General features: G+C 39.0%; 13 protein-coding genes. All 13 read right to left on the bottom strand.

Annotated elements, in window-relative coordinates:
• Positions 1-63: 63 nt before the first annotated feature.
• On the bottom strand, positions 64-768 hold the full coding sequence (locus WKU26_RS06490; RefSeq protein ID WP_338158698.1) for an SAM-dependent methyltransferase: 705 nt from the start codon (positions 766-768) through the stop codon (positions 64-66).
• 20 nt (positions 769-788) lie between these two features.
• Positions 789-1,787, bottom strand: a complete 999-nt coding sequence (locus WKU26_RS06495) for a gliding motility protein GldB-related protein (RefSeq protein ID WP_340321338.1) — start codon at positions 1,785-1,787, stop codon at positions 789-791.
• An 18-nt stretch (positions 1,788-1,805) separates the two neighbouring features.
• Entirely contained in the window at positions 1,806-2,663 is an 858-nt protein-coding gene (locus WKU26_RS06500) for an enoyl-ACP reductase FabI (RefSeq protein WP_340321339.1), read from the bottom strand.
• 242 nt (positions 2,664-2,905) lie between these two features.
• On the bottom strand, positions 2,906-4,804 hold the full coding sequence (gene mutL, locus WKU26_RS06505; RefSeq protein WP_340321340.1) for a DNA mismatch repair endonuclease MutL: 1,899 nt from the start codon (positions 4,802-4,804) through the stop codon (positions 2,906-2,908).
• A 10-nt stretch (positions 4,805-4,814) separates the two neighbouring features.
• A complete protein-coding gene (locus WKU26_RS06510; RefSeq protein WP_340321341.1) occupies positions 4,815-5,111 on the bottom strand; it encodes a hypothetical protein in 297 nt (98 codons plus the stop codon).
• A gap of 2 nt (positions 5,112-5,113) precedes the next feature.
• Positions 5,114-6,802, bottom strand: a complete 1,689-nt coding sequence (locus WKU26_RS06515) for an OstA-like protein (RefSeq protein ID WP_340321342.1) — start codon at positions 6,800-6,802, stop codon at positions 5,114-5,116.
• A 25-nt stretch (positions 6,803-6,827) separates the two neighbouring features.
• Positions 6,828-8,204 (bottom strand): peptidylprolyl isomerase, encoded by a 1,377-nt coding sequence (locus WKU26_RS06520; RefSeq protein WP_340321343.1) that lies wholly within the window; start codon positions 8,202-8,204, stop codon positions 6,828-6,830.
• Positions 8,205-8,212: 8 nt separating this feature from the next.
• Entirely contained in the window at positions 8,213-9,058 is an 846-nt protein-coding gene (locus WKU26_RS06525) for a peptidyl-prolyl cis-trans isomerase (protein WP_269876740.1), read from the bottom strand.
• Between the two features lie 38 nt (positions 9,059-9,096).
• A complete protein-coding gene (locus tag WKU26_RS06530) occupies positions 9,097-10,344 on the bottom strand; it encodes a peptidylprolyl isomerase (protein WP_340321344.1) in 1,248 nt (415 codons plus the stop codon).
• Positions 10,345-10,467: 123 nt separating this feature from the next.
• Positions 10,468-11,943, bottom strand: coding sequence for an IMP dehydrogenase (gene guaB / locus WKU26_RS06535; RefSeq protein ID WP_340321345.1), 1,476 nt, complete (start codon positions 11,941-11,943; stop codon positions 10,468-10,470).
• 543 nt (positions 11,944-12,486) lie between these two features.
• Positions 12,487-13,614, bottom strand: a complete 1,128-nt coding sequence (locus WKU26_RS06540; protein WP_340321346.1) for a DUF1735 and LamG domain-containing protein — start codon at positions 13,612-13,614, stop codon at positions 12,487-12,489.
• A gap of 46 nt (positions 13,615-13,660) precedes the next feature.
• On the bottom strand, positions 13,661-14,644 hold the full coding sequence (locus tag WKU26_RS06545) for a glycoside hydrolase family 18 (protein WP_340321347.1): 984 nt from the start codon (positions 14,642-14,644) through the stop codon (positions 13,661-13,663).
• 26 nt (positions 14,645-14,670) lie between these two features.
• Positions 14,671-16,170, bottom strand: coding sequence for a RagB/SusD family nutrient uptake outer membrane protein (locus tag WKU26_RS06550; protein ID WP_340321348.1), 1,500 nt, complete (start codon positions 16,168-16,170; stop codon positions 14,671-14,673).
• Positions 16,171-16,175: the final 5 nt, after the last annotated feature.

The following is a 16,175-nucleotide window of genomic DNA, read 5'->3' on the forward strand; positions in this document are numbered from 1 at the left end:
AAATTAAGGCTTTCAAGCAATAATGATGTTGCTTGAAAGCCTTAATTTTATCTATATATATTATTACTTATAAATCAGAAAAATACAAGGGATTTTAGCCAGATCGGGTAATTTACCCTTCCACTCTTTAATTGTCTTTGTGTGAATATATTCCCCTTCACAAGTGATATTGGCAGCAATACACAGCTTTGTCTGTGGTCGGCAGGCTTTTAAAATATCCTCCATCATTTTATTGTTACGATAAGGAGTTTCTATAAAAAGCTGTGTCTGGTTTTCGGTATAAATACGCTGTTCCAACTCTTTGATACGTTTCATTCGCTCGGAAGGTTCAATCGGCAAATAACCATGAAAAGCAAAACTTTGTCCATTAAAACCAGATCCCATCACCGAAAGAATAATAGAAGAAGGACCTACCAAAGGTACAACTTTCATATTGCGACGCTGGGCAATCGCCACCACGTCGGCTCCCGGATCGGCTACAGCCGGACATCCGGCCTCTGATATAACTCCCATAGCCTGTCCTTCTGCCAACGGCTTAAGATATCCGGAAATATCTTCCGGAGAAGTGTGCTTATTCAACGGATAGAATGTCAATTCATCAATATTGATGCCGGAATCTACTTTCTTCAGGAAACGACGGGCAGAACGCACATCTTCTACAATAAAATGCTTGATTCCTAAAATTATTTCTTTGTTATATGAAGGCAAAACCTTTTCGATAGCCGTATCACCTAATGTGACAGGCAATAAATATAAAGCAATATCCATGATTTGAACACTCGTTATAATCAGAATTTTACATTTCTAATATCTCTGAAATCAATGCGTGACAATAACTCTTCGATTGTCAAGTTGGGATGCTGTTGCATATACAAGTCCGTCAACTCCATTCCCATCCAAACTCCTATAAGAGGAGGAATCTTCTCTCCTTTAAACACCATACTGGGATCCGGATGTGTATAAGCTCGAATAATCATAGGATCTTTACTCCATAAATGTCCCTGATTGACCATCCAATCCCACAGTATTTTTTTATTTTTCCTGCACCAAAGTATTTCCTCTTTAGTATACCCCAAGAAGGACTCGTACGACTTACTTTTCTTGAGTAAACGACTTACAACCCAATGAATTTTCCCTCTATACATAATCACATCAAACAGGGTGCGATATTCCGTAAGCCATGGAAAAGGATACAAACTATACAGATAAGACGTCAGACAATCAGGAAGAATACGGTCGGGATTCATTGTACGACGCTGATAAGAATAATAATAGCGCTCATACAAAGGATAATCTTCACCAAGATACTTATCGATACTAAAGCCCAACAAACTATCCCCTACTACAACCGACTGATTTAACGCAGAAATCTGTGAATAAACAACCGGAATAGGGAAAGAAGGTATTTCTTTTTTTAATGTTTTAAATGCCTCGGTCAAGCCCTGTTCTATAGACTCCATATTTTTGAACTTACTTTCTGCGTCTGCCATCAACTGCAATAAAATTGTATCAGAATAATAGGCACACAAACGTTCATTAATATCCGGCTCGGATACATTGCCTATCATCAATACATCTTCTATCAGCAGTCTGGTAGCCTGCGGATACTCTAAATTCATTTTCTGTAAAGCCGAAAAGCTATTCAGAACCGAAGCTTCGTATTGTAAGCGATCGTAACGGACCACTTTAATATCCTTATTAAACAAAGTATCGCCCTTCTGCTTGTCGGACTGACAAGCAGAAAAGGCGATTATACTTAACAATAATATGGATACTATTCTAATCATCCGCAAAAGGGGATGGGATTATCCGTAAATAATATGACCGTTTTCGTCTTTGTATTCGTCAAGACCTTTTTCATATGTAGCCATTGCACGCAAACTCATACCGACGCTTGAGAAACCTCCATCGTGGAATAAGTTCTGCATAGTTACTTTACGAGTCAAGTCTGAGAACATTACGATACAGTAGTCAGCACATTCGTCTGCAGAAGCATTTCCCAGAGGAGACATACGGTTGGCAAAATCGAAAAGTTTATCCATACCTTTCACACCAGAACCGGCAGTTGTCATTGTAGGCGACTGAGAAATAGTGTTGATACGAACATTGTGTTCACGTCCATAAATATAACCAAAGCTACGTGCAATAGATTCCAACAATGCTTTAGCATCTGCCATATCGTTGTAACCGTAGAATGTACGCTGTGCTGCTACATAGCTCAAAGCCAAAATAGAACCGTATTCATTGATAGCATCCAACTTCTTGGCAGCCTGAATCATTTTATGGAAAGAAACAGCCGAAATATCCAATGTTTTATTCAACATATCATAATCCAAGTCATCATAAGTACGTTTCTTACGTACGTTTGGTGACATACCGATAGAATGCAATACAAAGTCGATCTTACCGCCCAATACTTCCATAGAACGTTTGAATACATTTTCCAAATCTTCTACGCTTGTAGCATCTGCCGGGATTATTTCACAGTTCAATTTTTCAGCCAATGCCGAAACTTCTCCCATACGTACAGCTACCGGAGTATTGGATAAAGTGATTATCGCTCCTTCTTCTACAGCCTTTTCTGCTACTTTCCATGCAATAGACTGTTCGTTCAGAGCACCGAAAATAATACCTCTTTTTCCTTTCAGTAAATTATAACTCATACCTTTTTTATTATAAATTCAGTGCAAAGGTACAAATTAATCTGTAACTAATTGAAAAAGTAACATTTATTTTTGTTTGCATACACTATAGTGAGGTTATATTCTTACTGTTTACAAGCTGTTTATTCATCTTTATTCAATAAAAAAAGTTCCGCAAGTCTTCTTTCCCAAGACTGCGGAACCTTTCACTTATCTGATATTATTCTACTGTTTTTCTCTTACTTTTCCGTACGAATATAGGCCTATTTGAAAAGTTTCTCCAAATCGTCTTCCTTCAGTACTGACAGAACAGTCTTGCCGTCCGGGGTATAGTTTGGAGTGGATACAGCAAATAATCCGTCCACCAAACTATTCATTTCTTCATTCGTCAGTACCTGACCTGCCACAATAGCTGCAGCCTTGGCCAACGATAAAGCCAGCATACTCTGCACTTCTTCTTTTACTTTACAGCCTTTCTCTATAGCAGTCTGCACCATATTGGTAACAAGTGTTTCCGGATTTAACCCTTCAATTCCTGCAGGAACTCCATTAATCGCATACGAACCACCTCCCAAACTGCTCAAGTCGAATCCTAAAGCATGAAGATCGTCCATTATTTCTTCGAGCACTGGTACTTCTGCCGGTGAAAAATGAACCATATCGGGGAATAACATTCGCTGTGAAGCATGTTGACTTTTCTCCATCTGCTCCATATATTGATCGTATAAAATACGTACATGAGCCCGATGCTGATCAATAATCATCAGTCCCGATTTTACAGAGGTCAAAATATAACTGCCTTTATACTGATAATGTTGAGCTGCTTTTTCTGCAATTGCTTCTTCTGGCTGTTCATCATACAAAGATGGAGCCTGAGGTTCTTCGACTGGTACTGCCGGCATTTCTTCTTCCGGGAAAGCAGAATATTGCCAGTCAGCTGAACCCGAACTCTTTTTATCAAGTCCCTGATAGAACGGCTCCCACCCTCCCTGCTGCTTAGGAGTATACGAAGCCGAAGAATAGGATGAAGGAGATACCGGTGAAGGGGTATTAAAGGGATTGTATGAAGGGTCATACGATGTTCTCGGAGGCTCTACCCCACTATACGGCAATGAATCGAACGCTGGAATATCTGGTTTTCCTTCCGTATCGAAATCAATAGAAGGAACTGCATTAAAACGTCCTAATGTTTCTTTCACTGCAGCCGAAAGTATCTGCCAAATCGCTTGTTCATTCTCGAACTTAATTTCAGTCTTTGTAGGATGAATATTCACATCGATATTGGCAGGATCTACCTCGAAGTAAATAAAATAAGAAATTTGCTCTCCTGTAGGTATAAGGTTTTCATATGCCTCGGCTACTGCTTTGTGGAAATAAGGGTGACGCATGTAACGACCGTTTACAAAAAAGAACTGACGTGCCCCTTTCTTACGTGCAGTTTCGGGTTTTCCAACAAAACCATGTATCTTCACCATCGTCGTATTGATATCAAGAGAGAGTAAATCTTGATTCAACTTTTTCCCAAAAACACCCATTATACGCTGACGGAGTTGAATAGCCGGAAGATTCAGCATTTCCGTATCATTATGGTGTAAAGTAAACGATACATCAGGATTTACCAATGCAATACGTTCGAACTCGGTAAGAATATTACTAAGTTCTGTTTGATTCGACTTCAGGAATTTACGGCGTGCAGGTATATTGAAAAAGAGATTCTTCACACTGAAGTTACTGCCTTTAGCACATGCCACAGCTTCCTGACTCTCTACTTTAGAACCGGAAATAATGATAGAAGTCCCCAATTGTTCTCCCTCTTGACAAGTACGTAATTCAACTTGTGCAACAGCTGCAATTGAAGCCAAGGCTTCACCTCGGAACCCCATAGTACGCAAAGAAAACAAATCGGCAGCCTCCCGAATCTTGGATGTAGCATGACGTTCAAATGCCAATCGGGCATCTGTTTCAGACATACCTTTTCCATCGTCTATCACCTGAATGCATGTCTTGCCGGCATCTGTCACTAACACATCAATGTGGTGTGCACCGGCATCTATCGCATTTTCGACTAACTCCTTTACAACAGAAGCCGGACGCTGTATCACCTCGCCCGCCGCAATCTGATTAGCTACGGAGTCGGGCAGTAAACGAATCACATCGCTCATAACAATCTTTTTAGAAAGAAAATTCTCCCGTCACCAAATAATGCAAAATATACAATAACACCGCAATAGCGATGAACAAAGCTCCATAGGTCAGCGGTTTTCGTCCACTTTCCTTACGGCGTTTCAGATACGTAGTACCTTCTATAAACTTACCCCGGATGTCTTCTGGAGAAAATTCTTTCGGAGGCGCCATACCTAAATCGCGCTTGGCATTCTCTTCTATTTTCTGCAATTTTTCTTTTCTCTCATCCACGTATATATATTCATGATGATATGCACGTGGTTTTCTCATCGTAAACATTCCCATAGCTACTGTTTCTTTTTGGAGTCAAACAAATGCTGATTTGGTAATTCAACTGGTTCTCTCGTATTCTTCTTCAACTGATCGCTAACTTTTTTAGCCCTCCAGTTGAATATATCCTCCTTATTCAACGGACGAATATAATCAAACCATACGAAATTCCCCAAACGGTCCGTACCTGGAGGTATCTGATTCATCGGATAAAGCGTACCATTTGATTTCGGACTCATCACCATTTTATCCAACTGCTGATTTACCAAATATATATCCAGTTTACTAGTCTCTGATACATTCATTCCAATCAATGTACTGTCTGAATCCATCGGATAATAAACAACACGCACAGAGCCTATCACTTCTGTTTTGTACATCTGACGATTCTTGAAATATGCCTTCATTTCTTTTCCAGTCACTTGATTGTAACGGGCAGAATCAAGTGCTTCTACCGAAAGTGCCTGATTGACGATATGAGCCCAGTCTATTGTACTATCGTTCATATACATCAACACCTTTTCACCCAACAACTGCTGATTATTATTCCAAAGGATTGGGTCCTTATACATAGTCAAGCAGCTGTCTTTCGAAGAAAAGACCAAAGAATCGGCTACACCTTGCAAATCAACACGATAAAAACGGACTTTATGAAAAGCTCTCATTTCCCGATACGTCGAATCTGTATCGAGTGCAAAAGTTTCCATCAATAAAGTATCAGCATGCAAGAATAAGCTATCACGCTGTGAATAATCAATTGCTACAGCACGTTTCGTAGCAAAAGCATATTTGGTCTTCTCATTGTAATAACCATAGTCACCCGTCATCATGTTTTTATTGATTGTATCCTTCAACTCCATGTTCCAGAAAGCCTCTCCCAATCCGTTATTACGGTCATAATATAAGGTATCTCCTGTCAACTGTTTTCCATCATTCATCAAAATAGAACGATCGAGCAATAACGCTTTTCCGGTAAAAGTATTATAAGTTCCTTTTTCCGAATAAATATGATTATTATCACTCCAAATATCCGAAGGTCCTACAATATTGGCCACTTTAGTAGCTGTATTATATTGCAATGTATCCGAAGTCAAGGTAAACTGTGCATTTACCAATTCCACATTATAATTAAACACCGACTGTTTTGTCGAAGGGTTATATTGTCCCCAGTCAGAAGTCAGTACATTCTGCTCATCCATCAATGTACCTCCATTGAAATAATAGCCTAAATTAAATACCCTGTCATAATTTAAGCTATCTGTAAGCAACGTTGTGGTACGGTTCTCCATACGCACATTCATACGCATCTCTGCAATCTGAGAGTTTCCATCATAATACAGATGATCTCCGTAAAGAAACAAAGTATCTCCCTGTTCCATACGCACATTGCTGAAAGCTTCAAATGAACTTATTTTATCATAATAATAAGCACTGTCGCAATACATATACACACTATCGTGGCGGAAAACTACATTCCCCACCACAACCTGTGCATCCGGATGTCGGGCATCCTTACGCAACAAATCCGAATGTATCAAATAAACCTTACTCTTAGGCTGTTTCTTTTTCTGAGTCGCAACTTGAGGTTCTTCTTTTTGCTGCACCGGTTGCTGTGCCAAAAGACAAAAGCCGAACAGGCACAGGATACTTAATAAAAGTACCCTATGCCCGCTCCAAATATATTTTCTATTTTTCTTTTCAAGCATATGGTATTATAAACATGCTGATTTATCACTTCTTAATCCATCCCGGATATTTAAAATCACAATTTCTCCAATTAGGATTAATGCGTACATATGTACTCTTCTGTTTATCTACAATCCACTTTTGGAGTTTTTCTTCGCTTCTTTTTGCAGTCACAATGCTCTTCAGACGCTGATAGTCTTCTGTAATAGTCGCTTTATGACCATCGATACGATTCTTCAGTTTCACAATAGCACAGACCTGCTTTCCGTTTTTTGCATTAATCATAGTAAAAGGTTTTGAGATTTCACCAATCTGCATACCTTCTACCACCTTTGCCAAATCTTGTGAAACCAAACCTGCCAATTGCTGCATTTCAAAACGAGATGTACTGGTCTGAGGATTTGCCAACAAACCATGGTTGTTTCTTGTATCTTTATCTTGAGAAATCCAAGTAGCAGCATCATCAAAAGAGAACTTCTCTTTACGGATATCATCTGCAATCGAATCCAAACGGCTCAAAGCAGCATTAATATCTTTCTCGTCTACTTTCGGTTTTATCAGAATATGACGGAAACTTACACGGTCACCACGCTTCTCTATCAACTGAGCAATGTGGTAGCCATATTCAGATTCGAACACCTTCGAAATCTTCTTATTATCTGTCATATTAAAAATCACATTCGCAAATGCAGGATCCAACTCTCCACGTCCGGTAAATCCAAATTCACCTCCACGACGTGCCGAGCCCGGATCTTCTGAATAGAAACGTGCCAAAGTAGAGAAAGTTGTTTCTCCTTTATTTATACGTTCAGTAAATTCACGCAACTGAGCTTTCACTCGTTCTATTTCTTCTTCCGGTATTTTAGGCTCCTGCGTGATGATCTGCACTTCTACCTGAGTTGGGACAAAAGGGATACTATCTTGCGGCAACTTACTAAAATAGTTTCTCACTTCAGCCGGAGTCAGTTTAATATCACCGACAATTTTCTGCTGCATTTGCTGCACGGTAAGCCCATCGCGGATATTCTCACGAAGCATTTCACGAATCTGGGTAGAAGTCTTGTTATAGTACTCCTCCATTTTTTCTTTCGATCCAATCTGATCAATCAACCACGCTGTACGTGCTTCCACCTGCTGAAGGACTTCCTGATCTGAAACGACCACACTGTCAATTTCAGCTTGGTGCAAAAACAATTTCTGCACAGCCAACTCTTCAGGTATCACACAATAAGGATCTCCTTCGAAACGACGGTTTTCATATTGGGCATTCAAACGTTCGTTTTCTACGTCCGATTTCAGGATAGCCTCATCTCCTACCACCCACACTACTTCGTCTATCACATTATCCTGTCCGTAAGCAGAAGCACCTACACACAACAGGAGCAGACACACACAGGTTCTGACAAACTTACATTTATTCATTTTGGATTCTAATAATAAATTACATCGTTATTTTCCAAAGCGTCCTGATACAAATCGTTTTTCATCCGATTAATAAAGGCAACCCGCTTCAAATTAATTAATATCTCTTTTATTTCACCTTTGGCATACTCCAACGGCAATTGCTGACCTTGCGGCAAGAATTTTTCCACATGCAAGAAATAACAAAAAGCAGAATCTTTCAATTCTATGTTCCGGTTACGATCCAAATACTCCAAGTCTGTATCCAACTGTTTCAAAGGCAATTTTACAGACAGTTCAGCTACAGGTTTCCAGGCATCATAAAAGTAATCATAACTAACCGCATGCCCAATACTGAATTTTTCCAGTTTATCTATCGCATCTGCCGAACTACTTTTATACCATAAACGTACCCTATTTAACTGAGGGGTATTAACCGGGACTTTCAAGAATAGGCCCTGAACATAAGGCTGATCTGCACGAAACATACCCACATTCTGCTGGTAATACTTTTCGATTTCCTCTTCTGTAATTTCTGTACCAAGCTGCTGATTCACCAATTCCTCCTGGTAAGTATGCATAATCAAAGCTTTCCGATAGGAAGCAACCTGTTCATCAATTTTCCGGCTATTAGGTATATTCCCTTCTGCTTTTTGGAAAAGAAGAGTTTCTTCTACCCAATTATGTATATATTTCTTAGCAAAAGAAGTACTGTCTTCCCCTCTTAACCCCACAGGTATTACTGCCTCCAAGTCCTCCTTATAAAGGAAATCCTTCCCGATACCCACCAATGGAGTTTTTCCATTGTGGTCTACCGCCTGGCTACACCCTGCCAATGTGATTAATCCGGCTACGACTATACTTAATTTTGTCATTTATTTCAATTACCTATAAATTAGTGAACGAAGATACATTATTCTTCATTATTTCTGTCACAATTAACTGTTTTTAAAACGTCTTGCTTTATTTCTACATGAAAACGCTGCATCAGATTTTCCAAAAAGACTGTTTCTTTTTCTTTCCGAAAATCTTTAACAACCTCATCGTATACATCCCGATAACTGTCCGGCCCCTTCTTCAACCGTTTTCCCATAACAAATGAATAAGCATAACGAGGATGTACAGGATACTCTCCACACTTAAAAGAGAGTTTATCGACATATGCATTCGTTCCTATCTGAAATAATCCCACTTCTATCTCCGAGCGGAAAATAGAGTCAGACTTTCCCCACCGTGACAGTTCATCCGCCCATTGCTCCATAGGAAGTTTCTTTAAACGCTTCTTTATCTTCGAAGCAACCTTTTTATTGGAACAATGTACAACGGCTCCCTTAAAATGAGGAAATTCCCATTGATACTTTTTCCGATTCCGATGAAAATAATCTTCCAGTTCCTGCTGAGGAAGTTCATCGGGCAAAACCTTTACTCGCTTGTCCCAATACGAAGCCAATAAGCCATCGTGTATTTCTTTCCAATATAGCGTATCCTCTTTTTCGGTTGAGTTTTCTACCGGCAAGCAGACAATATCCTCTCCCTTATGGCCTAAATAACGAATAATATGAAGCCCCATTGGAGAGAAGAAAGGGGAAGAAAAACATCCTTCGGAAAGAATGGACAACTGCTCTTTAAACTCATTCAGCAAACAAACCTCAGACTCCCAGACCTCTTTCCGGTAATCTATCCGATCCGACCATCGAGTGGCAATATCATCGAAAGAACCTCCCTGACGTAAAAAAGCATATACAGAATCCATACATGCACAAGCTTTTGCCTCTTCCTGTTTACTCCCCCGTTGTGGTAGCGGTAAAGTCAGACACGAAAAGCCTATTTTTTCTTCCTGTTCCACACTCTTCTGATACTTGCTACTCTGTTTCAACAAGTCCTCCCGAAGAGCCGTATACTGGCGTTTAAAGTCAGGCAATGTATCCCATCGATGCATTAATGCATCTGTTACTTTCAATTTGAAAAGGACAAAATCACTCAGATAATCCTGTGGTTTCACACGATGATGATAAGCCGCATATTTTTTCAAGTAACGGCCAAACTCATTCGTTGTCACATTTTCTCCGTTGACACGTAACAAGACCTCATTGTTTTCTCCATAAGCCAAACACGCCATGAACAATAACAATATTCCACATGATAAAGTCCGTTTCCACATAATCAGTCTAATATTCCTCTATGAACAAGCCATCCTGAACAAAACGGAAGCCTTTATTCAAACAATAAAGGTCACGCTTTATTCAGGATGACAAATATATAAAACTATAATATAATTCTATCCTTATTGCGGACGGCTATAGTTAGGAGCCTCGCTAGTAATAGCTACATCGTGAGGATGGCTTTCCAATACACCTGCATTAGTGATACGGGTAAACTTCGCATTATGAAGTTCTGTAATATTATGAGCACCACAATATCCCATACCGGCACGCAAACCACCCACCAACTGGTAGATTACCTCGTACAAACTTCCCTTATAAGGAACACGAGCAGCAATACCTTCTGGAACCAATTTCTTCACATCAGTAGTACCCCCCTGGAAGTAACGGTCTTTTGAACCATTTTCCATTGCTTCCAGCGATCCCATACCACGATAAGACTTAAACTTACGTCCGTTGAAGATAATTGTATCACCCGGTGATTCTTCTGTTCCAGCTACCAGTGAACCAATCATAACAGAGTAACCTCCGGCAGCCAATGCTTTCACTACATCACCAGAATAACGCAATCCACCATCAGCAATCAAAGGAACACCTGTACCTTCCAAGGCCTTAGCCACGTCGTATACAGCAGTCAGCTGAGGAACCCCTACACCTGCTACCACACGAGTTGTACAGATAGATCCCGGACCGATACCCACTTTCACTGCATCTGCACCAGCCTCAACCAAAGCTTTAGCAGCTTCTCCAGTAGCAATATTACCTACTACAATATCAATATTCGGGAAACGCTTTTTAGCTTCTTTCAGTTTTTCAATTACAGACAGAGAATGGCCATGTGCTGTATCAATTACAATAGCGTCTGCTCCAGCGTTTACCAAAGCTTCCATACGCTGTAATGTATCAGCAGTCACACCTACACCGGCAGCTACGCGCAAACGTCCTTTTGCATCTTTACAAGCCATCGGTTTATCTTTAGCCTTTGTAATATCTTTATAAGTAATCAAACCAACCAGTTTACCGTCTTTATCTACAACCGGCAGTTTTTCAATTTTATTTTCCTGCAGAATCTTTGAGGCAGTTTCCATATCGGTAGCCTGATCGGTAGTCACAATGTTTTCTTTTGTCATCACCTCATCGATACGCTTTGTCAAATCCTTTTCAAAACGAAGGTCGCGATTAGTTACGATACCAACTAGATAGTTTTCATCGTCTACCACCGGAATACCTCCGATTTTATAATCGGCCATGATATCCAATGCATCCTTTACAGTAGAACCTCTCTTTATGGTAACCGGATCGTAAATCATACCGTTTTCGGCACGTTTTACAATTGCTACCTGACGAGCCTGTTCTTCAATAGACATGTTCTTGTGGATTACACCGATACCTCCTTCACGAGCAATGGCAATAGCCATCTGTGCCTCGGTAACAGTATCCATGGCAGCGGTTACAAACGGAATTTTCAAATCAATGTTGCGTGAAAACTTTGTCGAGAGTTCGACAGCTTTAGGTAATACTTCAGAATAGGCAGGGATTAACAATACGTCATCGTAAGTCAATCCATCCATTACAACTTTATCTGCAATAAATGACATAGGGCTTTATGCTTTAGATTTTATTGCGTGCAAATATACATATTTTCTCCGATTTATAAAAATGCAGAAAAACTTTTTTATGTTATTTAAACTACAAGTTTAAATTGTAAATTATAGAATAATGACTGACATTTCTATATCCAAGCAATACTATTTCTTTATTAAACAACAAAATATCTTGTGGCTGCATACGAGAAGCAAACCGACGGTCTATTCTATACCAAAACAATACTAAAGTAAAACTAAACAATCCATATAAGAATATTCAGTAAACGCCTCTAAAACGTAAGATGGCATATTAAAGAAGATGGAATACTATCGCTTTATATGCCATTATTATCGTCATTTTTCAGTATTTTCTCATACAGTTCAATCCATCAAGACGTGAAGTTCCAAAACATTCGGAAAGTGTTTTGACAAAAAAAGAGCTGCAACTAAAAAAGGAGCAGCTCTTAATAAAATGTATTCTCTTAAATACTTAAAGTTTAATCTATTAAATAAACTTTTGTTTGTTATATTTAAATCCTATTAAAAACAAGATAATCAATTAGGACAACGAACCCCTTCCTTCCAAGTTATTTTACGATTATCTACCATATCATAGCCATGGCCTGTTAGATCTTTTACAATATCTCCCTCACCTTCATTAAATCTCCAATAAGCAATCAATCCATCGGCTGCCGGATCTACATAACACATGTTATTCAACAGATCACTTCCACTTAAAGCTTTACTCCATACCCGGACTTCACTAACCATACCATCCATATAGCGTCCTCCAGCAGACTTACCTACATTAAATCCATCGTGCAATCCCTCATTCAAAGCTATATTAATCGGACCACGAGGAGCATCTACAGAAGCATCTTCTACTCCATTGACAAATATGCGAATCTTAGCTCCATCATAGGTCACAGCTACATGATACCACGTATGTGTAGAGAATTTGAAAGGAGCAGTCACCTCATATCCACCACCGGCAAGATGCAACTGATTCATGTTATCCACAGTTCCATGACCAAAGCGCAGAAGGAAATGTTCTTCTATTCCAATTACAGAACTGATGTTAGGGAAGGAGCGCTGGAACTGATTCACATATACACGAGCCTCTAAAGTAAGATTCGGAACAGCACTCCATTTATTATCCTTGTCGAACGGAGCACGGAAATAATTCCATGTAGTAGAAGCTGCACTGGTTATGATCGTACGTACGAACTCTACATATACTGTTCGTGAAGACTCAAGCACAGGAGTTTCTCCATCAGTACTTACAATAGAAATCGGCATACAATATGTTACACCTTCTTCAAAGTCATCCAAAGAAGTAAGAGCCACCGTAACCTGTTCCGAAACAGTTTCTCCTGCAGCCAGATACAATTCATCTGTAGACAAATTATAGCTTCCCTCAGGCAAAGCCTTATAATTTTTCTTATACTTCATATTATACGCTTCCACCAGATCAGGATTTGCAGCAATCTTGATTCTTGTATCTGTCGGAGCCTTCACAGTAGAACTAACAGTAAGAGCAAAATCCGTAGGGCCTTCAACAGCTACTTTCATCAAAGGGTCTATTTCTGTTCCTGTAAAGTACAAGCCGGTATTTAAATCTTCTGCATTTTTACAGCCTGTTAGAAACAGTAATATTAAAAATAAAAAATTAAATATTTTCATAACTAATCTCTTTTAAAAAGTATTCTGATAATAAATAATTGGTTAATTATTTAGAAGCGGGATTGGCAATCTGTATACACTGACGCATATACTTGTAAGGTACATTATCATTATGATTATATTCATTTTCCATATGATAAGAACCAAATCCACCTTTTTTACCCTGCTCAGGCTGAAAACGCGCCATACCAATCAGTGAAGGCATATAATTTCCTTCGTTGTCTCTAAAATTTTCTCCACCTGTAGTCCAAAGTCTTTCAAAATCTTCAGTAAAAATATACTGCTCCGGCTTCCATCCTACTGCGGCAGCCTGATTAAAACGATACTGTAAGTTACTAGCGCTAGTACAATAATAAGCCTGAACTATACCATAATCAAACAATTCAGATAATCCTGGATTTAAATATCCTGGAACTCCATCAATACACAAAAGTTTTCCTGTTCCTGAAGCAGGCCCCACATATTTAGACATTTCACGTACAAACCGTTCCATATTACTCTTATTAATTAAGGGGCCAACACCACCAAACCCTGGTTCATAATCAAAGTCAATTCCGTCATAATTATACTTTACAATAGAATCATTTAAGGCTTTGGCATAACGTTCTATAACTCCCTCAGGAATATTATCATCCATAACATCTCCTTCTCCGTTTGGATAATATTCTACAGGAATCGTATGTGCAAATACTGTAAAAATCACCTTAGTTCCTTTTACTTCTTGTACAGTTCTCATATCCTCTCGCTGTCTATCAGTTAAGTCGTACCATTTTCCCCAAATAGAGATCAAATCCATACTATCAGGAGCTGATACCAAATACCTTGATTTATTCGGTCCAATGGCACTCCATCCTCCAAACCAACCAAAAGCCAGTTCATGCTTTGTCTTTTTGTAAGCTCTAAGGTTTTCATAATATTCAGCCGGACGTTCATAAGGAGTCAGAATTTCAATATTCTCAATCTCATTAGAACATGAATATCCTAACATAACAACCAACGATAGTACACAATATTTCAATAATTTTCTCATAATGCTTGATGTTTGATTATTTATAATTATTTCTTATCCCACCAAAGTTTAACACCACCATTATCAGCACCACCTAAAAGCCCTACAGCTTTTTCAACTTCAGCACGGTTATTATTATACTCCGTAGTAGGGAAAGGTATTCTTCGAATTTGTTCCTGAGTACTTACCACCCCGCTTTTATTAACAGCGACAGGGAAAATCTTAGGATAACCAGTTCGTCTAAACTCACTCCATGCTTCTTGACCATCAGGAAAGACAGCAAGCCACTTCTGCGTAATGATACGTTCTAGTTTTTCTTCAAAACCTGCACTTTCATTCCACTTTACAGTAATGGTAGGAAGAAGCGGATTTCCCTCTTTTATCGAATAAGACGGCTGTACAGCATCTTCAAAAGGTGCGGGAGTAGATTCATCATCAGCCAAATAGCCGCCTAATTCAGCTCCCCACTGAGCAAAAGAAAGTCTGATACCTTGTTCATAAAATTCTTGTGCAGTACCTCCCATATTCCATCCTCTCAAAGCTCCTTCCGCTCTTAAGAATGAAACTTCTGCTGCGGTCATAATCTGCACTGGAGTATTTGCAAAAATATTGGGAGAAGAATAATTCTTATAATTATTATGAGCTGTTGTATTAATCAAAATACCAGAACGCACACCACGATATTCTACATCATCAAAAGAAGATTTCGAAAAATATTTAGCTATACGGCTGTCATTATAACCTGTTAAATATGATTGAATGGTAGCCCCCATACGTATATCATTATAAGTATTCCAACATACAAAAATAGGATTAAACACTGATACACCGTTAGCAGAAGACAAAAAGACATTATCACCATTCTCAGTCATAATTAAACCCTTTACAGCTTCCTCTGCAAGACTCTTAGCTTTTTCCGGCTGTACATAAACAGTACGCATAGCAAGGCGAAGTTTTAAAGCATTAGCAAACTTAAGGCATTTACTCATATCACCTCCAAACATCAAGTCAAATTTCTTCAAAGGACGAGAATTGGGATACTTTGACACAAAATCCTCCAGTATTTCAATTGCCTCATTAAGTTCTTCAAAAAGATTATTGTAAACTTGCTCCTGAGAGTCATAAGCTGTAGTCAAAGAGCCTGTTCCAAATTTTGAATAAGGAATAGGACCATACATATCTGTTATACGATGCATAGCAGCAACTTTCAGAACTTGAACAAAAGCATAAGTAGAAGGATTTTGCCCTTTTGACAATTCAGCAACTTTTTTCCATGCAGGCATAACTTTTGTATAAGCAACACTAAATGCTTCATCCTGCCAACGAATAGAAAAATCATAAGTCGTTCCATTCGTATTACCATTGAAGCCTGTTATAGCTCCCATATAACCAGAATAAACATCACCAGCCAAATTCTGAGCACGCTGATATTCATTTGCACCTTCATCGCTTGTAGGAATAATATCTTTCTGAATCTGAGGTATAAAACCACCCACACGAAGATTATCGTAGTTCAACATTTCATCAGACACTTCCGTTTCATTCATATTAT

Origin of the sequence: Phocaeicola sp. HCN-40430, from assembly GCF_037890285.1 — a bacterium.
GTDB classification, from domain to species: domain Bacteria; phylum Bacteroidota; class Bacteroidia; order Bacteroidales; family Bacteroidaceae; genus Phocaeicola; species Phocaeicola acetigenes.

Bases quoted from the DNA above. Each gene is read 5' to 3' on its own strand.
- WKU26_RS06490 (WP_338158698.1), bottom strand. From the start codon at position 768: ATGGATATTGCTTTATATTTATTGCCTGTCACATTAGGTGATACGGCT.
- WKU26_RS06495 (WP_340321338.1), bottom strand. From the start codon at position 1,787: ATGATTAGAATAGTATCCATATTATTGTTAAGTATAATCGCCTTTTCT.
- WKU26_RS06500 (WP_340321339.1), bottom strand. From the start codon at position 2,663: ATGAGTTATAATTTACTGAAAGGAAAAAGAGGTATTATTTTCGGTGCT.
- mutL (WP_340321340.1), bottom strand. From the start codon at position 4,804: ATGAGCGATGTGATTCGTTTACTGCCCGACTCCGTAGCTAATCAGATT.
- WKU26_RS06510 (WP_340321341.1), bottom strand. From the start codon at position 5,111: ATGGGAATGTTTACGATGAGAAAACCACGTGCATATCATCATGAATAT.
- WKU26_RS06515 (WP_340321342.1), bottom strand. From the start codon at position 6,802: ATGCTTGAAAAGAAAAATAGAAAATATATTTGGAGCGGGCATAGGGTA.
- WKU26_RS06520 (WP_340321343.1), bottom strand. From the start codon at position 8,204: ATGAATAAATGTAAGTTTGTCAGAACCTGTGTGTGTCTGCTCCTGTTG.
- WKU26_RS06525 (WP_269876740.1), bottom strand. From the start codon at position 9,058: ATGACAAAATTAAGTATAGTCGTAGCCGGATTAATCACATTGGCAGGG.
- WKU26_RS06530 (WP_340321344.1), bottom strand. From the start codon at position 10,344: ATGTGGAAACGGACTTTATCATGTGGAATATTGTTATTGTTCATGGCG.
- guaB (WP_340321345.1), bottom strand. From the start codon at position 11,943: ATGTCATTTATTGCAGATAAAGTTGTAATGGATGGATTGACTTACGAT.
- WKU26_RS06540 (WP_340321346.1), bottom strand. From the start codon at position 13,614: ATGAAAATATTTAATTTTTTATTTTTAATATTACTGTTTCTAACAGGC.
- WKU26_RS06545 (WP_340321347.1), bottom strand. From the start codon at position 14,644: ATGAGAAAATTATTGAAATATTGTGTACTATCGTTGGTTGTTATGTTA.
- WKU26_RS06550 (WP_340321348.1), bottom strand. From the start codon at position 16,170: ATGAATGAAACGGAAGTGTCTGATGAAATGTTGAACTACGATAATCTT.